The sequence below is a fragment of the Deltaproteobacteria bacterium HGW-Deltaproteobacteria-2 genome (assembly GCA_002840505.1).
In the GTDB taxonomy this organism is placed as follows: Bacteria; Desulfobacterota; Syntrophia; order Syntrophales; family Smithellaceae; genus Smithella.
Genome location: PHBC01000002.1, coordinates 479,748 through 500,288, shown reverse-complemented (window position 1 = coordinate 500,288; position 20,541 = coordinate 479,748). Strand labels below are relative to the sequence as shown.

At 39.2% G+C, this 20,541-nt stretch carries 19 protein-coding genes; 10 read left to right on the top strand and 9 right to left on the bottom strand.

What is annotated here, in order from left to right:
- The first annotated feature begins 85 nt into the window (after positions 1-85).
- The 6 genes from CVU62_06605 (at position 86) to CVU62_06580 (ending at position 5,806) form a co-directional block, all read left to right on the top strand.
- Positions 86-727, top strand: coding sequence for a hydrolase (locus CVU62_06605; protein PKN38500.1), 642 nt, complete (start codon positions 86-88; stop codon positions 725-727).
- A 767-nt stretch (positions 728-1,494) separates the two neighbouring features.
- The gene (locus CVU62_06600) at positions 1,495-1,755 is read left to right on the top strand and encodes a hypothetical protein (protein ID PKN38499.1); all 261 of its coding nucleotides are present in this window, start codon (positions 1,495-1,497) and stop codon (positions 1,753-1,755) included.
- Positions 1,756-1,830: 75 nt separating this feature from the next.
- A complete protein-coding gene (gene rfbB, locus CVU62_06595; protein PKN38498.1) occupies positions 1,831-2,913 on the top strand; it encodes a dTDP-glucose 4,6-dehydratase in 1,083 nt (360 codons plus the stop codon).
- Between the two features lie 78 nt (positions 2,914-2,991).
- Entirely contained in the window at positions 2,992-3,489 is a 498-nt protein-coding gene (locus CVU62_06590) for a rubrerythrin (protein ID PKN38497.1), read from the top strand.
- Between the two features lie 29 nt (positions 3,490-3,518).
- Positions 3,519-5,123: a hypothetical protein gene (locus tag CVU62_06585; protein ID PKN38496.1), complete on the top strand. Its 1,605-nt coding sequence runs from the start codon at positions 3,519-3,521 to the stop codon at positions 5,121-5,123.
- A gap of 164 nt (positions 5,124-5,287) precedes the next feature.
- Entirely contained in the window at positions 5,288-5,806 is a 519-nt protein-coding gene (locus CVU62_06580; protein ID PKN38495.1) for a hypothetical protein, read from the top strand.
- 12 nt (positions 5,807-5,818) lie between these two features.
- Here CVU62_06580 and CVU62_06575 read toward each other — a convergent pair whose 3' ends face one another.
- The 3 genes from CVU62_06575 to CVU62_06565 form a co-directional block, all read right to left on the bottom strand.
- On the bottom strand, positions 5,819-7,786 hold the full coding sequence (locus CVU62_06575) for an ABC transporter ATP-binding protein (protein PKN38494.1): 1,968 nt from the start codon (positions 7,784-7,786) through the stop codon (positions 5,819-5,821).
- 461 nt (positions 7,787-8,247) lie between these two features.
- A complete protein-coding gene (locus tag CVU62_06570; GenBank protein PKN38493.1) occupies positions 8,248-9,381 on the bottom strand; it encodes a hypothetical protein in 1,134 nt (377 codons plus the stop codon).
- A gap of 423 nt (positions 9,382-9,804) precedes the next feature.
- Positions 9,805-10,599, bottom strand: a complete 795-nt coding sequence (locus tag CVU62_06565) for an esterase (GenBank protein ID PKN38593.1) — start codon at positions 10,597-10,599, stop codon at positions 9,805-9,807.
- A gap of 303 nt (positions 10,600-10,902) precedes the next feature.
- Here CVU62_06565 and CVU62_06560 point away from each other — a divergent pair, with 303 nt between their 5' ends.
- Positions 10,903-11,715, top strand: coding sequence for a hypothetical protein (locus tag CVU62_06560; GenBank protein PKN38492.1), 813 nt, complete (start codon positions 10,903-10,905; stop codon positions 11,713-11,715).
- A 107-nt stretch (positions 11,716-11,822) separates the two neighbouring features.
- On the opposite strand, the gene CVU62_06555 is transcribed toward CVU62_06560, so the two are convergent.
- The 6 genes from CVU62_06555 to rnc are packed head-to-tail and all read right to left on the bottom strand — an operon-like array spanning position 11,823 to position 17,595.
- Positions 11,823-12,617: a hypothetical protein gene (locus CVU62_06555; protein PKN38491.1), complete on the bottom strand. Its 795-nt coding sequence runs from the start codon at positions 12,615-12,617 to the stop codon at positions 11,823-11,825.
- 30 nt (positions 12,618-12,647) lie between these two features.
- Positions 12,648-13,511 (bottom strand): hypothetical protein, encoded by an 864-nt coding sequence (locus CVU62_06550; protein ID PKN38490.1) that lies wholly within the window; start codon positions 13,509-13,511, stop codon positions 12,648-12,650.
- Between the two features lie 53 nt (positions 13,512-13,564).
- A complete protein-coding gene (locus CVU62_06545; GenBank protein ID PKN38489.1) occupies positions 13,565-14,884 on the bottom strand; it encodes a ribosome biogenesis GTPase Der in 1,320 nt (439 codons plus the stop codon).
- A gap of 9 nt (positions 14,885-14,893) precedes the next feature.
- Complete coding sequence (locus tag CVU62_06540) at positions 14,894-15,784, bottom strand: GTPase Era (protein PKN38488.1); 891 nt, start codon at positions 15,782-15,784, stop codon at positions 14,894-14,896.
- Between the two features lie 19 nt (positions 15,785-15,803).
- On the bottom strand, positions 15,804-16,895 hold the full coding sequence (locus CVU62_06535; GenBank protein ID PKN38487.1) for a radical SAM protein: 1,092 nt from the start codon (positions 16,893-16,895) through the stop codon (positions 15,804-15,806).
- On the bottom strand, positions 16,882-17,595 hold the full coding sequence (gene rnc, locus CVU62_06530; protein PKN38486.1) for a ribonuclease III: 714 nt from the start codon (positions 17,593-17,595) through the stop codon (positions 16,882-16,884). The genes CVU62_06535 and rnc overlap by 14 nt, the downstream gene beginning before the upstream one ends.
- 298 nt (positions 17,596-17,893) lie before the next feature.
- Between rnc and CVU62_06525 the strand changes: the two genes are divergently transcribed.
- The 3 genes from CVU62_06525 (at position 17,894) to CVU62_06515 (ending at position 20,504) form a co-directional block, all read left to right on the top strand.
- Positions 17,894-18,244: a hypothetical protein gene (locus CVU62_06525; GenBank protein PKN38485.1), complete on the top strand. Its 351-nt coding sequence runs from the start codon at positions 17,894-17,896 to the stop codon at positions 18,242-18,244.
- A 27-nt stretch (positions 18,245-18,271) separates the two neighbouring features.
- Positions 18,272-19,186, top strand: coding sequence for a hypothetical protein (locus CVU62_06520; protein ID PKN38484.1), 915 nt, complete (start codon positions 18,272-18,274; stop codon positions 19,184-19,186).
- 106 nt (positions 19,187-19,292) lie between these two features.
- Positions 19,293-20,504: a hypothetical protein gene (locus tag CVU62_06515; GenBank protein PKN38483.1), complete on the top strand. Its 1,212-nt coding sequence runs from the start codon at positions 19,293-19,295 to the stop codon at positions 20,502-20,504.
- The last annotated feature ends 37 nt before the right edge of the window (positions 20,505-20,541 follow it).

The following is a 20,541-nucleotide window of genomic DNA, read 5'->3' as shown; positions in this document are numbered from 1 at the left end:
GTCATGTTCTCATGCTCGACGTACTGCGCGTTGGGTACGGCCATCTTCTCCTCCGCCAGTGCGGCAAAAACTTGCGCTGGAGTTAATGGGGTATACGATTCAGGCTGGAGCGTTTAAAAAAGTGGAAAATGCGGTGCGTTTAACGGAGAGATTAAAAAACAATCATGGTCTCGACGCTACATACTTCCTTGCCTCCGATAAATTCTTCAAAGTTCGCTTCGGTAATTTTACGACAAAGGAACTGGCCAGAAAAAGAGCGCAAAGTCTGAAAGAGGCAAAAATAATTGAAGAGTTTTATATTGTCCAGCCTGAAGATTATTCAGTTGCCAGACAAAAGCAATATGGTACCAATTATCTGAGAGACGCTTTAGTGAAGACTGCGAAAGATTTCATCGGGGTTCCTTACCTCTGGGGTGGCGCTTCTTTCGATGACGGATTTGATTGCAGCGGATTGACAATGACGGTATATCAATTAAATGGTCTTAATCTTCCCCGCAACTCAAGGAAACAATTTGATGCCGGCGCTTCCATCGGTAAAAATGATCTGCAAAAGGGTGACCTTGTGTTTTTTTCTTTGAAAGGAAGAAGCAGTGTTTCTCATGTTGGTATTTATATAGGAGAAGGAAAATTTATTCATGCTTCATCTCAGGGCAAAAAAATACAGGTTGATTCTCTTTCTTCCAATTATTTTACGAATCAATATATCGGCGGAAGAACTTATCTCTGATTAAAACAATGCTGAAGCATTCGTGAGGATAATATCTGTAATTTTGTGTCGAATATTAAAAAAATTGAAATAAATATTTTTGCTATGAGTGAAAATAAAAAATATTTTTACTCGGCATTTTAAATTATTTATAAAATATAATCACTGTTCGTTGCATAATCATGCATATTATTCTTTGTATTAATTTTTATCATCACCGGGAAACCATTGCCAGCACTGGATTTCATCAACTATCGTTGCGATATTAAAAAAGCATGATGTTTTGCCAACGGTTGCGGGATTATTCTTTTTTGTAAAAATAAACAGCGATATGCCATAAGAAATAAATTAAAAATATTTTATATTTTATTGTCTTTTTTGTTGACGAGGTGAAAAAAATAAAGTAAAATTTAATCAAGAGATGGAATTGGAAGTATTTTTAATCCAACAATTTTTATAAAGGAGGCTTCACCTAATGGCAACGGCAAAGAAAAAAGTGGTAAAGAAAGCAGCGCCAAAGAAAAAAGCGGTTAAGAAAGTTGTAAAGAAAAAAGCGGCTCCGAAGAAAAAAGTAGTTAAGAAAGTTGCAAAGAAGAAGGCTGCTCCCAAAAAGAAATAGCAAATAAATTATTGTTGTTTAAAGTGTAAACGGGACAATTGGCGGTAACTGTGCATTAGACGGTTACCGCCATTTTTTTGTCTAATTATAAATAGGCTCTCTGACGTTGTAAATAAAGCTCCACCAGCGGAAGAATACTTCATTGTTTATATTACATCATAATATTTGAATGGAAAAAACTTGCAAGTGCATAAATAAAAGTATTAAAAGATTAACAGAAGATTGGATGCACGGTATGAATTATACGGGATTCAGTACATCTTTCATCTATGCCGGCATTCCTTCTGTTGTATCAATTATCCGGAACGTTAAGGATAAGTCCAAGGCTAACTTTATGGATATTATTTTTAGTATTCTTAAAAAGAATAAAGTTATTGCCGATTCATTAAGCGCTGCTCAAATCGAATCCGTAATGACTAATAAAAAATAGTTGGCAAAGCTTTTTGTTGACTCCGGCTATGATTAAAGATTAGTATTTGACACCAGTGCTAAGGAGCAGTTAAAGATGAAGATCAAAAACAGAAGTAAAATTGAGCTCAAGAATTTGTTGGTAACGGGTGGCAGCGGATTTATCGGCAGTAATTTTATCCGTTATCTGATTAACAAAAAAGATTTCTACGGCAGAATAATTAACATGGATTGTTTGACATATGCCGGCAATCCGGAAAATCTGGCTGATATAGCCGCTGATTATTCAGAGCGATATATTTTTCAAAAAGTTAATATAGGCGATGTCGAAAAACTTCAAAAAATATTTGCGAAATATGATGTAGACGCTGTCTGCCATTTTGCTGCCGAATCACACGTTGACCGTTCCATAAAAACTCCCGGTGATTTTATCCAGACCAATATAGTAGGAACCTTTAATCTTCTGGAGGCTGCCAAAGCTCGTGGCCATAAATTCAAAATCTTCCACCATGTAAGCACAGATGAGGTTTACGGCAGTCTTGGAGCCAAAGGCTTTTTCCGTGAAGACACGCCGTATCGTCCCAATAGTCCATATTCGGCATCCAAAGCGTCTTCCGATCATCTCGTACGCGCTTACTATAAAACATTTAGCTTGCCCGCAACTATTTCCAACTGCTCCAACAATTACGGACCCTATCAGTTTCCGGAAAAACTCATTCCGCTGATTATTCTCAACGCTCTTGAGGGAAAATCTCTTCCGGTTTATGGTGACGGGAAAAATGTCCGCGACTGGCTTTATGTTGAAGACCATTGCAAAGCAATCTGGAAAATTATGACAACCGGAAAACATGGCGAAACATACAATGTCGGCGGTAATGCAGAAATGGAAAATATTATAATTGTGCAAATGATCTGCGATATTCTCGATGAAATCAAACCCGCCAGGGATGGAAAGCCGCGGCGTAATTTGATTACTTTTGTCAATGACCGTCCCGGCCACGACCGCCGTTACGCGATTGACTTTGCCAAATTAAATAAAGAACTGGGATGGTCTCCGCGGGAATCATTTAACTCCGGTTTACGAAAAACTGTCGAGTGGTATTTACATCAGAAAAAATGGATAAAAAATATTAAAACCGGCGCTTATCAGGCGTGGATTAAAGAACAATACGGTTCATAGCGTTTCACGATATTAATGAGACCCATGCTTCAGAAACAGAGTGCTCTGTGTATTATAAAAAAATAGGAGGTAAATTGTATGTCTAAATCAGAAGAAAATTTGAAAGAAGCTTTTGCCGGAGAGTCGCAGGCAAACCGTAAATATCTGGCTTTTGCCATCAAAGCCGATCAGGAAGGATTTTCGCAGGCGGCGAGGTTGTTTAGGGCGGCAGCAGAGGCGGAAACTGTTCACGCTCACGCTCACTTGCGAGCATTAAAAGGAATTAAATCCACTAAGGAAAATCTGCAGGAAGCGGTAGCCGGAGAAACTCATGAATTCAAAAGCATGTATCCGGCAATGATTGAAACAGCCAAGGCCGAAGGAAATAAAGAAGCGGAGCGAACTTTCCATTTCGCCAATGAAGTGGAGAAAATTCATGCCGGACTCTATCAGCAGATGCTTGATAATCTGGATGGCGCGAAAGAAACATACAGCTATTACGTTTGTCCGGTATGCGGTTATACATCAGAAAAGGAAGCTCCAGAAACTTGTCCGGTATGCGGTGCTAAGGGGAAAATGTTTAAAAAAGTTGATTGATATAGAGTTGCTTGGTGAATAACTAGTTAATGAAAGAAATCATTATTGTTATCAGTGGCATTATTTTATTTCTGATCGGCATGATTAATCTTTCGTCTGCCGTTCGAAAATTAATTGATGTCCGCATAAAAGAATACATTAAATATGCCGTGGAAAAACCCCTGTACGGGATTCTCACCGGCATAATATCGACCATTATTTTTCAAAGCTCCTCTGCTTCGACAGCGCTGACCGTAGGATTAGTAAGTGCAGGATTGATCAGTTTTTATAATTCTCTGGCGATTATCTTAGGTACAGATATCGGTACTACTTTGACTGTTCAGTTTGTTGTTTGGCATTTCACAGAAATATCGCCGCTTATTATTTCCGTTGGTGGACTTTTGTGGTTAATTTCCCGGGGTAGATGGCAAATTACCGGCCAGATAATATTTTACTTTGGATTGCTCTTCTTTGGCCTAGACTTGATTAGTCAATCAATAGAGCCCTTAAAAAATTCTCCGGCTTTTTTGAATTTGTTTACACAGACCCAAAATCCATTTTTAGGCATTGGTTTGGGAATTGTCGTTACCGGCATTATTCACGCTTCGGCTATACCTATCGGCATTATGGCGCTTTTAGCACAGCAGGATCTGGTTTCTCTGGAAAATGCCCTGCCCGTGGTCATGGGAGCAAACATCGGTACTACTGTCACAGCTCTGTTGGTCGGAACGGTAGCAACGGTAAGTGGTAAAAGAACCGCCGTATCTCACTTGATCTTCAAATGTATCGGCGTTTTTCTGTGCCTTATTTTGATGCCATATTTACTGGTTATATTGAAAAACCTTTCTTCCAGCGTCGCTCAGCAAATTGTTCTGGCGCACTTTTTACTTAATTTTGTTATTATGGTCACCTTTGTTTTCTTTCTGAAGCCTTTTGCTGCTTTAATGCAGAGAATATTAAAGGGAGATGATGAAACGCTGCCTATCTGGCCGGAATTTCTTGATCGCAGAAATTTATCCAACGAGGAAAAAGCTCTTGATAATGTAGAAAAAGAATTGCATAGAGAAATCAATCTTGCGCAAAAAATGTTTTTAATCGCTACAAAAATGATTGTCTTCGTTGAAGAAGGCAGGAAAAGAGACATTTCCTATATCGAAATGGTTGTCAACAACTTACGTGCGCAAATAGTAAGATATCTGAGGAAAATATCGTCACAAAATAAATCAACTCAACTTTCGAAAAAAATATTTGCTTATACGGCAATCGCCGGCGATATCGAAAGCATCGGCAATCATGTGGTGTGGATAGCCGAATTAGCCACGCAAAAAGCCGAGAGAAAAATCAAGTTTACTGAAAACGGTAAAAAAGAATTGCAGGAAGTCATATCTTTGGTGAGCCGAAATATTGATGAAGCTATATCTCTGATCGATGTTTCCGATAAGGGGAAAATCGTTAGTATTATTCAACGGGAAGAAGAAATAGATGATAAAGTGAAAGAAGCTCGTAATAATCATCTCAAGAGATTTCATAATCGTCTATGCAGCACCGAAGCGGGACTGGTTTTTGTCGAGATGCTTATTCATCTGGAACGAATTTCCGATCATTGTAACAACATCGCCGAATATGTCTTAGATATTAAGGAAAAATTTGAATAAAACTGACTGCAATGTCTTGGAATCATCCGCCAAGAGTTGCAGGATTAAATGACATTCTTACCTATACATTCAATATAATATAAATACGTATTGCTCTAATCATTAATATCTTCTATAATAATACCAATGTATTTATTTGAACATTCGCGTAAGGAGGCATCAAAATGAATAAAAGAATGAATGCCCTTAAATTCGCTCTGGAAAATGAACAGAAAGAAAGGGATTTTTATCTGGCTAATGCCCGCCGGACAAAAAATATGGCCGGTAAGAATATGTTCAAACAAATAGCCGATGAAGAAAAAGAACATTACGAAGTATTAAAAAAATTACATGATCAGTGGGAAAAGAAAAAGAAATGGCCGGCAACTGTTCCTCTTAAAGTAAAAAAATCATTAGCTGGAAGTATTTTAAAATCACTGTCGGAGAAAAAAGCCGCCCGTATCAAAGGCAATGAAGATGACCTGAAAGCGATTCGCACGGCAATTGATTTTGAAGCAAGGGGTGTGGCTCTTTATACTAAATTGGAAAATGGGAGCACCGATCCCAAGGAAAAAGATTTTTTTAATTTGCTAGCCAGCATTGAGCGTCAGCATTTTCTTTCTCTGCGCGATACGGAAGAATTTCTGACAGATCCGGCGTCCTGGTATCAGAATGTGGAAAAAACAACGATGGACGGGGCTTAGAAAGATAGCCTCTCACTGTTTTTCAGTATTTGACAGAGTTATCTTTTCCAGATCCGAATTCAGTTTCGTCCAGATGTTATAAGAGCGTTCCAGTTCCTCGTTAATGTTTTTCAATTCCAGATTAATGGTTTTAATTTTAACTGAATCCCTGTGTGTTTCCGGATCGCACAATGCCGTTTCGTGCTGATTCTTTTTTGTTTCCAGCAATTCTATCTTTTGTTCTATTGCCGTCAATTCTTTTTTGCAGGCACTCTTCATTTTCGACAGCTTGTTTCTGTCTTCCGCTTCCTGTCTCTTTTGCTCTTTAGTTTTAAAAACTGTCTCTTTGGTGTTCTTCTCATTTGTTTTTACATTATCTTTTTGCGTCGCTATTGTCTGGCCGCGTTTTTCGATAAAGTATGAATAATTGCCGTGATAGTCGTTGATTGCCCCATCCTTCAACTCGAAAACTTTATTGACCAGATGATCAAGAAAATAGCGATCATGCGAAACGATGGCCACAGTGCCGTGATAGTTGATCAGCGCGTTTTGAAAAATATCTTTGGTTTTTATATCAAGATGATTAGTCGGTTCATCAAGAATCAGAAAGTTGGTGTCGAGAAGCATGATCTTTAAAAGAGCCAGACGTGATTTTTCTCCGCCGGAGAGCACGGATATTGATTTGAAAATGTCATCTCCCGAAAACAAGAACGCGCCCAGAAGGTTGCGTTTTTCCTGATCTGAAGCTTTGGTCGGCATGGAATTTATTTCTTCCCAGATGGTGTTTTCGTAATTTAAGTTTTGCGAACTTTCCTGAGAAAAGAAAGCCATATTGACGCCGTCGCCGTATTTTACTAATCCGTGAGAAGGCTGTTCGGAGAGGCTCAGCAGCCGTGATAAGGTTGATTTACCGGAACCGTTCACACCGACAAAAGCCACTTTGTCACCGCGGAATAAAGTAAAATTAAGACTGCTGAAAACATTTAAATCGCCGTAACTATGACCCAAATCAATTGCCTTAACGACCTCCCTGGCGCTTTTTTTCCCCTCGGGAAATTTCATGGCGACGCTTTTGCTTTTCCCTTCGAGAGTTACGGTGGAAAATTTTTCCAGCATTTTAACGCGGCTTTGCACTTGAGAGGCTTTTGTGGCCTTGTAACGGAATCGTTCCACAAATTCTTCGATTTTTTTGATTTGCGCCCTTTGCAGTTCCATTTCTTTTTTCAAAGCGGCGTGCCGCTTATCTTTTTCAGTCAAATAGTAGGAATAGTTTCCTTTATAAATATGAATGTTGCATGAGGAAAGCTCGGCAATCTGCATAACTATTTTATCGAGAAAGAAATGATCGTGAGAAATAACGATAATTGTCCCGGGGTAATCCTTCAGATAAGATTCCAGCCACTCCATGCTTTCCGTATCCAGATGATTTGTCGGCTCGTCCAGAAGCATGATGTCCGGCTTGGCCAGGAGAATGGATGTCAGCAGAATGCGCATTTTCCAGCCGCCGGAGAATAGTTCGCAATTTTGAGTAAAATCGCTTTCCTTAAACCCGAAACCTTTGAGCAGTTGTTTGGCCCGGGCTTCAAAAGCATACCCGTCCATGGCGCTGAAATGAGCCAGCGCGTCGGAATATTTTTGTGAAACCTCGCCGTACTCAGCTGTGTTTTGTTTTATCCGCGATAGGCGATGCTCCAAATCCCTGATAGATTCTTCAATAGCGGCTATTCCGCTTTTTTTCTTGAGGAACTCGATCAAAGGTACAGGTTCAAGCTCCACCAGATCCTGCGGCAGATAACCGAACACTTTCTGTTTTCTGCCGGGAATTTCTATCATGCCGGAATCAAGATGTATCTGATCAAGTATCGCCCGAAACAGAGTCGTTTTACCCGTGCCGTTATCACCGACCAGGCCGATGCGGCTTTTGGGATGAATTGTCCAGTTGATATGGTCAAACAGTTTTTTATCTAAAAAAGACAAACTTACGTTGCGGAAATAAATCAAAAACCAATCCTCCATGATATACTTTTACTTTCGTTGGCGAACTTTGTTGGCTGCGTCGTCTGCTTCCTCAACGTATTATCATATACGCCTGCGGAACCTCCTCCTTGCCGCCTCGGTATCTTTTAAAAGCAAAAGGATATAAAGTGCGGCGGCTATATTGACAAATTTATTTTAAAACTACAAGGTCAATAATTGACAGGGGATAGATTAGAATAAGTGACTGGTATAAGATGTAATGACTCAACCTACAGTTCATCACCATGAATGCAAACTTAAAACTTAAGATAACAGGTCCAAGTAATCAGGGCCCATTATTTGTAATAGATAAAAATTAATTACAATACTTTAAGGTCATACAATTTATTAAATTACCTTATTCCAGGATAAGGGCCTCTTTATGGAGACATCGCGGAAGATTAACTTAAACTTAATATACAGCAAAAGTCAGGAACAGCTACCAATTAAAATGTTACTGCTAATTTACATCCAATTTCCGTAGAGTTATTACTCGGCTCTATACCATAAACCACAGGTGTTCCGTAATAAGTAAGAAGTTCAATACCTGAATCTTCAATGTTCCAGTATCTTATATAAGGTTCTACTACAAACCCAGCATTTTTATATTTCTTTGTAATAGATATTGAGCCCCTGAAACCATAACCACTCGTTTGCTTATTTTCGACGTCATTAAAACCAGGATCAACATCACTAAGATAAGATTTTTGTGTTCCCCATAAAAAACAATCATATTCTACATTAGCTCCCAAAAACCAATTATTGCCTAGATCGGCAACAGCTTCTATACCTGCCGGAATATAGAAATAATTTGCTTCTCTTTTATAGCCAGAGGGAGATTTATTTTGCGAATTGTCCTGTAGCCATCTATATCCAATCCCTAAATGGGGAGTAATCGTGATGGTTTTTACAAAGTAATTATAACCTACTAAACCTCTGAATTCCAACATGTAATCGGGTATACCTGATATTGTCAACGGGATGTCGTCCCAGGTGGAGCCGTTATAATCTACCTCTCCATAGGCGAACTTTCCTTCTGCTTTCATCATTAGTTTGTTGTTGTGATAATTATATGAACCTACTAGACCGTACATCATACCCTTTTCTTCCACACCGGTTTCTTCATATTTGATGTAAGATATTTCTGTGCCCAAAGCAAAAAAATGCTTTGGTGGCTTTTTTTCTTCGTCAGCCTTATTGATGAAAAAAGCAACATCGTTAAACTTCCTTGTAATGGAGTTATTATCCTTTGTTACTATGATCACTTGATCAGAATCTATTTCAATGATCTTGCCATATATTATGCTTCCATCTTTTAATTGAATGCCGCCTAAATTATCGGCTATTATGAAATTTTCTACGTCATCAAATTTACGGGATATTATTTTGCCATCTTTAGTTTGAATTTTGATCTCATCAACACTCATTTTTATAACTTTTCCGTATATTGTACTTCCATCTTTAAACTGAGTAGCTTTAATCTCTTCGTTTTGCGCAAAAGACAACGTATAATAAAACAAAATGAACACAGTTATCACCAAGCTAGTTAGAGCAATCTTACGGCATGATTTCATATCCATTTACACCCCTTTATTTAATTGATTACTGAAATTATCTTATGGCTTAACAATACGTTAATTATTACCGCGTTCAATTATGCATATTTCTTAAAGAAGTTCCAGCAAAAAAGTAAGACTAACGCTTCTAAAAATAAATTAATAATCGACCCTCCAAAAAATTGCGGTTATAAAAATGGATTTAATTTAAAAACCACAAAAATAATAAGCGGGGTTTTATACGGCAGGAACCGGAGGAATTTCATTAGTAAGTATTATGTGTGTTATACCAATTCCAAAGGAAGTTTTCGCCATGCTGGCGAAAATTCTCGGTAATTAAATATTCTATTTAATATGCGCCCCCTAAAGGGGATGCGCTCCCGATCAAATATGATATTAAACTGACAGCGACGCCAGCAAAAATAGCGCTTTGATTTAGAATTGGTGCTAGTATTTTGCGAGCCAATCGATCACCATAGGGAAGTGGTCTTTTACCGCATCCTTATGCGTGAGCATGGTGACATGATCATAATTGTGAAGATTCCCACATTTTTTGCCAAGCAATACATATTTAGACATGTGTTTACCGGATTCATTTATGGTTAAAAGCACATCTTTTCGATGTCCAAGACATTGGTCATTTAGAGCTGCAAAATATAATGTCGGAGGAAGAACTACATCCTGTGCGGCTTTGCCGTAATTAAAGCCGTCAAATGGATCCACCCAGTCTTTCATCCTTATCCAGATCGCTGTGCCCTTGCGAGTTAGTGCCGGCTCGTCCTCGCTCATAAAGCGAGATGAAGGGAAATACCCGTGTTTACGAGCTAACAAACTGCCCAGAAAAGTATAAACGATGTCGATTTGAAAGATTCTTGTTAGATTGATGGCGCTTACTCTTCGTTTTGATCCGAAGTAAACCATACACTTCACGAGGTCACGATATTTTGGAAACCGCAGCAGATGCGAAGATGTTAAAACTCCCCCCCATGAATGGCAAACCCAACGCTGCGGCGTATTTCCGCGAAGAGAAATAATCATTTCAATAAAAGCCGGTATATCTTCGGTAATTGCTTCCGTTTGTCCGTATTTTGAATTCCTGCTAACGTGCGGTTTACTTTCGCCCCTCCCGCGCAAATCTCCCACATATACATCGTATCCGTATTTTGCTAAATACGGCCCGAGTCCGCCGCTGCCGGTGTTTGAATAAAACATCCGGCCGTTTTCTACAGAACCGTGAAGCATGAATATTGGAGGACCATCGGGATTGATATAGATGTGTTTAAGATGAAGATTATCAGTAGAATTAACAGGTACCATCAGCGATTCCATCTTGAGATCGCCATTGATTTGCTCTGTGAGAGGGCGTTGTTCCTTCATGTATAATTTATAAAAATTATGGCCCTGTATGTCAAGAAAATATTTACCAGAAAATGGGGGATAAGATGCTTTTAAACACCATACGCATTATGAAAATAACCAATCCAACACTTGATAAAAATTATTTGTAGTGATAATCTCACGCTAAATAATCTGGAGACTGATAACTTGATTACCAACAAGATAATTCAGATAATGAAGTCTTCTGTTGAGAAACTGGAAAAGGAAAAGAATTCTCGAATATTCAGATATTTCCTTATCAGCGCCTCTTTTGTTTTTATTATATTTGTTGCTTTTTTGATTTATTTTTTTATTAAATATGGTCCCATTGTACTGAGTTTATATGAACAAAGATATATTTATAAGAGAATCATAACGGCTACTGTCGATTCCAACCTCCCGGTTTCAGCTTCTATCGATCACACGTTCCATATTCCCATTAAGAATGAATTCGATTATGCTGTACCTGTGAAGACGGTCATCAAATTACCGGTAAATCAGAAATTTAATGTTACTTTTGATAAACCTTTAAATATTCCCATTGATCATGTGTTTCATGTGGATGAAAAACTTAATATAAAAACAGAGTTTCCTTTTGAAACCAAAGTTACCATTAAAATTCTTGGCATAAACACGGACGTGCCTGTGAAAGGAGTAATTCCTTTGAGCCTGGTTATTCCTTTAAAGCATGATTTCCATATTAAAGATACCCTTGCAGTCAAACCTCAAGAGGCTCTGCCCTTTCCAATTAATAGTGTCTTCGATGTGCCTCTTGATTTCGTGTTGCGGGGGAAGGTACCAATTGACGGAATGATGTCTGTACCGATTAAAGATAAGGTCAATGCAGACGTGATATTGAGAGACAAGCTTCCGGTAACACTACAATTTAGTTCTTTTTTCGATCAGAAAAAAATGATTGAAAGCGATAATGTCAAACAAAGTATACCAGTTGTTCCGAAGGCAAATGTAAAAGGTCAATAACAATAACGTAATTTCTTTGTTAACACAAAAGAAAATCCATTAGCGAAAAGGTAACAGTCTCGATTGACTTTACAAAAATCCTTGTAGATAGATCGAGCAATTGTTTCTCAGGAAATAAAATCTAACAAATCTTTAATAAATGCATCGTGCGCCTGACTAATAAAGCCATGACTGCAGCCCTCGTATTCTATTAATTTCGCGCCTGGTATACGATCAGCAAGAATCCGGGAATTCTGATGTGGTATGAGAGGATCATCCGTACCGGTTGCGATCAGGGTGTGATTCTTAATTTCAGGCAGACGATCATAGGTGTCGGCTTTTGCGCAGGCTATAAATTGACGCAGAGTGTTTGCATCGCTGATGGGTGCCCTTAAATAACGCTCTTTAAAATTTTTCACGTAATCTTCATTAGCATCAAGGAAGTCTTTTGTGAACATCAGCTTAAGCGTTCTGTCAAACAGGCCGTCAAGGCCTCCACTAAGGTCCGTCATTATTTTCATAACCTCGTCACTTGCCTGGACCATGTGTTGTCCACCGCAAAAAGTACAGGCGAGGATAAGGTTGTTTACTCTCTCGGGATATTTAATCGTCAGTTCCTGGGCGATCAATCCGCCCATAGACATGCCCAATATATTCGCATGCGTTATTCCCTTGGCGTCCATCAATGCGACTGTGTCGTCGGCTAACATTTCGCAGGTAAACTTTCCTTCATCAGGAGTAACTGTGCGCCCGGAGCCACGGTTGTCGAACATCAGTACCCGGTATTGCCTGGAGAGTGCAGTAATCAATTCAGGATCCCACCAGTTCATATTGGCGGTGAGTCCCATGATAAGAACTATCGGGTATCCATTGCCTACAGACTCACAGCAGATTTTAAGATCTCGAACTGTTATCAGTTCCATTATTGCCTCCCATCATTAGATAAACTATTCTTAATCTATTCGCCTGGTGTGCCCTTTTTCATGAACAACCATTGCACATTTAATTGATGAATTATTACGTGCTTTCCGTATATTATAAGAATGGAACGGGGAGAAAAGAGGCCAACTTGCCGGTGAAATAATCGCCTCTTTAGGACATTTCATCTCGCAGTAGAGACAAAACAAACAATTGCGTCCCCAGACCAGATGTCCTTTCTGATTTTCTTTTATATTCCCGGCAGGACATATCTTCATACACAGCCCGCAGGAATTACATTTTTTCGATTTCACGAAAAACAACAAACTTAAATTGAATTTAATAAACCATCTGTTTGTCAAAAAACGCTCAAGACGGTATACAAACGATGGAGAATCATCATCTTTTTGTCTATTGTATTGGGCACCTGCAATTCTGTCAGAAACAATTCTTCCAAACTCCTTGGCAGCATCCAGTTCCGTGGTAATCGGATTGTCCGGTGAAAACAGATATCCTTTTTTAAGATATCCCACATAGTAGTCTGCGCCTCGTGCTTTGAAATAACCTGTATCTTTTCCTCTTTTACGAGTCAAACCCCTCCTCACTATATTACCGGCATCTCCCGGAAGAGTGCCGTATAGCAGGAAGACAAAAAACGGTAATCCATTGAGTTCAGGCAGGCTTTTTATATAATCCATTACCTTAAATGGCGGTCGATAGATATATGTCGGTAATCCAACGCCGAGCAAATCATAACCATCAATTCCTGGCGGTTTCCCATCATTCATGTTGTGCATATCCACTTGATGATTTTTGCTGCGCAAACCGGAGGCAATAGCTTCAGCTACTTTAGCTGTTGTTCCACCCTGGGAAAAGTAAACAATCAGGATTTTTGCCATAGAATCTGTTCCTCCTTTTCATTTCAATTTATCTTTTGGTGTTTTCCGATAATTTATCGTTTTTTCCGGAAAATAAGCTTCAGCGGCACACTGTCAAAGCCGAAAGTTTCGCGGATTTGATTCATAAGGTATCGCTCGTAAGAAAAATGGATGCCTTTGGTGTTGCTGATAAAGAAGACAAACGTGGGCGGTTTTATATCTGTCTGGGTTGCATAAGAAATATGCATCTGTTTGTTCTGATAACGCGCCATAGGGTTTCTCTGCATGGACTTTTCCACCAGATCATTTAAAGGGGAGGTGCCGATCCTCTTTGTATATTGATCGTAAACTTTATCAATCACCTCAAAGATCTTGGGCGCACGCTGTCCTGTGACTGCCGAGATAAAAATAATGGGAGCAAAATCCATGAATTTGATTTTATCTTTAATATCCTCAACAAATTTCCCCACTGTGGAGTTATCCTTTTCAATTTTATCCCACTTATTTACTACAATGATGCAGGCTTTTCCCCGCTCATAAGCGAGGCCGATAATCTTTGTGTCCTGATCGGTCAGCCCATCTTCGGCATCAATTAAAACAAGCGCTATATCACAGCGATTGATTGATTTGAGTGCCTGAACAACGCTGTATTTTTCCAAGGTCAGGCTGATTTTACTTTTTCTGCGGATTCCCGCCGTATCAATTAGCAAATAATTTTTGCCTTGAACTTTTACCGGCATGTCAATAGCATCACGAGTTGTACCGGGAGTTGGGTTGGCGATGCTTCTTTCCTTACCCAGGATTCTGTTGACGAGTGATGACTTGCCCACATTGGGTTTGCCGACGATGGCTATCTTAATTTGTGTATCTTTTTCGTCTTTATCGTCTACCGCTTGGGGGAAATCACGGACAATGATATTCAATAGTTCATCAACCCCCGCGCCATGCTGCGCGGAAATCGGATAGATTTCATCAATACCCAGACGGTAAAAATCGGTGAGCATTTCTTTGTGGCGGTCTCCGTCAACTTTATTAGCAACATAAAAAACCTTTTTACCCTTGCCTCTTAGTTGTTTGGCAATTTCCATATCCGAGTGGATAAGCCCGTCTTTTCCATCCATTAAAAAAATAATGACGTCTGCTTCTTCAATAGCCAGATTACTTTGTTCGCGCATTTGTACCAGGATTTTTTCTTCCGATGCCGGTTCAAATCCTCCGGTATCAATAAGCGTAAAAGCTTTATCCCGGAAAACACAATCCATGTAGTTGCGGTCACGGGTGGCTCCGGGTTCGTCAATTACGATAGCCTTTTGTTTTCCTGCAATTCTGTTGAAAAGCGTTGATTTGCCGACGTTGGGACGGCCGACAATGGCTATAACCGGTTTAACTTTCATCCATTCCTCTTAATGTTTTAATAAGCCGAACTCTTCAAGCATTTTATCAGAACTGGTCCATTCCTTTTTCACTCTAACAAACAATTCCAGATAAACTTTGGCGCCGAATAATTTTTCCATTTCCAGTCTGGCCTGGGTGCCGATTTTTTTGAGCATCGTTCCTTTTTTGCCGATCATAATCGCTTTCTGCGATTCTTTTTCCACATTGATTGTTGCGCTGATACGAATTAGATTTTTTTCTTCATCTTCTTTAAACAAATCAACCTCAACGGCGGTGGAGTAGGGGACTTCCTGCTGAGTAAAAAGAGTTATTTTTTCACGGATGAATTCGGCAGCGATAAATCTTTCGGTTGCATCGGTAATAATATCATCAGGATAATATTTAGGCCCTTCCGGTAGAATTTCTTTAATGGCGTTTAGCAAAGACTCAATGCCGTCTCCTTTTAACGCGGAAACCGGAAAAATTTCCCGATAGTTGTATAGAGTGCGGAATTTATCAATAAGAGGTAAAAGAAATTTCTTTTCGATAAGGTCAATTTTATTGATAACCAGAAAAACAGGCACTTTGACCTGCGCCAATGATTCGATTAAAAAAAGATCATGAGGATGAACGTCAGTATTGGCTTCAATAAGCATTAACAATACTTCAACACTGCTGATTGTTTCCCGTGTCGTCTGTACCATCGCGCGATTCATGGGAGTTTTTGGTTTATGCATTCCGGGCGTATCCAAAAAAATGAGCTGCGCGTCAGGGCAATTTCTAATGCCTGTTATTTTATTTCTGGTCGTTTGCGGTTTATCGGTGATGATGGAAATTTTGTCGCCGACAATAGCATTGAAAAGTGTAGATTTTCCCGCGTTAGGGCGGCCTATAATGCCGATAAATCCTGATTTAAACAATTAAATTATCTCCCTTGAATTAAATAATTCCCGGAATCTTAAGATTAAAAGATTTCCCCGAATCGGCAGTCACGGAAATTTCGCCGCGCTTCTGACCGATGTTTGATTCTACAATTAAATTTGTGCGAGGGTAAAGCTTTTTTATTGCCCTTATGTTCATGTTATTCAAACCACGAAAATTAGAAATATCACGCTCAGATAAGCTGAAGCGAAGTTCTTTGGTATCCGGATAAACCTTGTCTAATAGATTAATTGTGTGATCATAGAAAATAGAAGAGAGAACAAGATTCCCCAAAGCAGGATGAACAGGGCCTGCCAGTACCGCGCCGTCTTTTTCCATTTCCTGAGTCAACTGCACGCCCATTCTGATGACGCGAATGTCCGCTATGGATAGTTTTTCCCAGGCTATACGGCATAATTCAACGGCTTCGGAAATTTCCAAAGGTCTATATTTCCCTTTTTGAAATTCTTCCGCGAGAAGTGTGCCGCTTAAGACAATTACCGGATGAATCCTTACGGTATCAGGTTTGAGTTCAATTGTCTTATTGAGGGAATAAATAAAGCCTTCTTTTGTGTCTTTAGGTAAACCGGCCATAAGATGCAACCCGGTCCGGAAGCCATTGTGCTTTAAAATAGTCAATGCCTTGACTATTGCATCAGCATTATGGCCTCTTTGAGCAAATCGCAGCACTTCATCAATAAACGACTGTGCACCGATTTCTACTGTGGTAACCCCATATTTATTTAGTGCCGGCAAGTTATTCTCTTCAATATAATCCGGCCTTGTCGAAATTCTGATGGAAGTAACAATACCTCTTTGAATAAAAGAGTGTGCCCAGGAAAGAAGTTCCTCCTGATAAACCGAATCAATTCCGGTAAAACTGCCGCCATAAAAGGCAATTTCCGCCTTTCTGGATTTGTCTTTGTTCCAGGACAGATAAGAGTTGACTTCCGCGTCGAAGAATTCCTTTGTTATTTTACGAGGAAAATTTCCGGCGGTAATTTTTTGATTGCAAAAAATACAACTATGCGGACAACCGCTGTTCATGATGAAGATGGGAATAATTAAAGGGTTATTGTTACTATTAGATTCATGATTAGTCTTCTTCATTGTGCAGTATTTCCCAAGCTTTTTGCGCAGCTTGTTTTTCGGCTTCCTTCTTGCTTTTGCCGGTTCCGGTTTCCGTTAATTTATTCACAATAACTACTTTTACTTCAAAATTTTTATCATGATCGGGGCCTGTGGAACCGGTAACCGTGTATAGAGGCGTTGTTCTATACCTTTTTTGACAGAGTTCCTGCAGAGCGGTTTTATAGTCGAAATATTCAGAAGATGAATTGTCATCTTTCAATAGCGGTTCGATTAATTTTGTTATAATTATTTTTGCGTTGTCAAAATCAGAATCAAGATATATAGCGGCAATAACCGCTTCAAAGGCGTTAGCTAAAAAAGAATCCTTGGTGCGGCTGCCGGAACTCTCTTCACCGCGACCCAGTAAAAGACAGTCGCCAATTTGTAAATTGCGGGCGAGCTGGGCTAACTGTTTTTCGTTCACCAGCGCGGCGCGAATTTGAGTAAGTGTACCTTCAGGAAAAGTAACATATTTTTTAATAATCAGGTCACTTACGCAAACGCCTAAAACAGAGTCACCTAAAAACTCGAATCTTTCATTATCGGAAACAGCCAGTTGCTTATTTTCATTGACATAAGAACGATGAGTAAGCGCGGTAGAGAGAAGATTAATATCGCGGAAACAGTAAGAAAACTTTTCTTCTAAATCGTGTAAAGTATTAAGTCTATTTTGATCCATTGACGATCTTTTCCTTTGTTTGAACCAGAAGAGTTATATTTCCCACGGCAAAACCGGCAAATAAATCTGTGAAAATAATTATATTATATCCGGTTTTTTATTCTTTGCTTTTTCAAGGGGACATTAAGCTTTTGATTTAAAAAACATAAAACAAATGATCCTTTTGTGTATTTGTATAAAATACGAAAAAAAGCGCAGATAAGCAACAGATAAATTATGAAGGTTAAATAATAATGGATTTCATAATAAAATTAATATAAATTAGGTCTTACCAGACAAATGCAAAGGAGATTTTATAATGGATGCAATTACCGGTTATATATCTGCTCACCCGGGAGTACTTATAATGATCGTTGTCTTCATTATAATATTAATTCTGCATTTTATGTTTAAAAGCTTGATTAAATTAGCGTTGATCTTATTGCTAATTTTATTAGCGGCTTTCGGTTATTACTATCTGGAAGATCCAAATAAAATGCCGGAAAAAATTGATAAATCAATTAACATGATGAAGTCCGGTGCCAATGAAATAGTGGATAAAAGTAAGGGCTTTTTTAAAGACACCAAGGAGCTATACAAAGAAAGTAAGGAAGTTCCTGGCGATGTCAATAAATTACTAAAAGAATCCAACAAGCAAGCAGGGAAATAATACTCCGGTTTTCTTCAATGCTCTAATATGTCAACTTCATCAAAAACGATAAGCTGGGTATTTTTATTATTACTGGCTATCTTTATTGTTCTGATTCTCATTTCTATTCACAATTCTAATCCCTGTAATGTGCCAATAACCTACCGTTTAGGCAAGATTGATGAAAGGTTTAATCTAAGCCGTGAAGAATTCAATGCAGCCGTAAAAATGGCGACGGCAATGTGGGGAAAACCGTTTAATCGCGATTTATTCCTTGAGGATGTTGATGGCGAGATAGAGGTAAATATTATTTACGATTATCGGCAGGAAGCTACCGACAGATTGAAGAACCTCCATTACAAAATGGACCGTTCCAGAAACTCATACGAAGAATTAAAATTACGTCTGAAAAGTTTAAACGCTGAATATGAGACCAAAAGAGTAGAGTTTGATAGCATTCTTAATGATTATAATAGAAAAACTAATGACTTGAATAATGAGATTGAGTCGTGGAACCGGCGTGGTGGGGCTCCGCAAAGTACTTATGTACGGCTGATGAAAGAAAAAGATGAATTAGCTTCTTCGCACGAAAATCTGAATGCACGTCAGGAAGAAATAAAAGCATTGATGGAAACAATAAATAGTTTGGTAGTTGTAATCAATGAAATAGCTTCAAATAATAATCTGGATTTGTTTGATCAGCAAAATATAGGAAACACATTAGGCCGTGAGTTTTGTGAAGGTTTTTATGAATACAAAAACGGCAAGCGGTCAATTACTATTTATCAGTATGACAACGAGTTTAGGCTTGTGCGTGTTCTTGCTCATGAATTTGGTCACGCTCTCGCTTTAAATCACAGTAAAAATAAAGAATCTATAATGTATCCTATAATTCAATCTGATTCGCTGGAACTTACAGCGGATGATATCGCTGCTCTCAAGGAGCGTTGCAAGAGTTATTAGCTGGAAGAAATAATTATTTATCAATCAATATAAACACAATCCGTTCATCATATTTTGATGTTATTATTCATTGACAAGAAAAAAGCTTCTTCGTATACTCGCCACCATGAAAAATGAAACTTCTTTCACAAAAGAAAGCGCGATGTTTAGGCGTGGATTCTCCGCTGAAAAATGCAACCAATGCGGGAAATGCCTTGTCGGATGTAAATATGGAAACTTTACATCAGTGCAGGCCAAGGAAATAGTTAAAAAAATCAGGGTAAAGCTCCAGTGGTATCAGGAACTTAGCTTCTGTATCAGGTGTGGCAAATGTGACCACCGCTGTCCAGTGGGTGCCAATCCCAGTTATCTAATGCGTGAGTGTCTGGAACATAAACGGCGAGCAGAGATTAAAATTCCTTCTTCCATGGCGTATAGTATTAATGGTTTGGGAGTCGAAGGTTGGAATGCAAATTTCTTTAGGGATGCATACAAAGGTCTTGGCACAGTGGATAAGAGAATCCTCCACAATTGGGCGACTCCCAAGAAGAGTAAAGACATTCTTTGGATAGGTTGTACTGATCGAATGATGCCACGTGCAGTAGAGGAATCCCATGCCCTTCGAAATGCAGCGAAATTCGGAGGCCCTGACGATTGTTGTGGCGTATGGGCTATACAAGCGGGGCTCTTTGATGAAGGCTACCGGATTGCGAAAAGGTTCGTGAATCGTATTATGGAAAACCGGTTCGAGCGCCTCATCGTGGGGTGCGGACATTGTCAGAAAGTACTGACCAGTATTATGCCCAAAACTTTAGGCGTGAAAGTGCCGTTCCCTGTCATAAGTATATACGACTATTTCCTGGATATGATAGAAACAGGCTCCATCCGTATTACAAAACCTGTCAATATGGACGCGGCCATATCAGATCCGTGTTTCGGATACGAGAACGGAGATGATTATTTGAATGCTGTACGTCGTCTTGCAACCGCCATAGGCATGCGCATTTCCGAAATGCCGCATAATCGCGAAAAAGCCCTTTGTTGCGGATATGGCGGATTACATACGGACGGCAAAATCGCCAACGTCGTGAGAGCGGCTTCAATCAAGCGGAAAGACATAGCCGCCAGCGGAAAAAAACACATCATTAGCTATTGCCCTGGATGCCATTTAGTGAACTATTATTTCCAGCCCGGATACAAATCACATTACTTGCTCGAAAATGTGCTACTGGCCTTGGGCGATAATGTGACAAAACCATTTTCCATTTTTTACAGGCGACTCGTTCATCCCCATATGGCATGGAATCTTCTACGCGTTTCCAAAAGCGCTCTTCTGTAAATTTCAATTCTTAATAGAAGATTCTTAATTCACAATT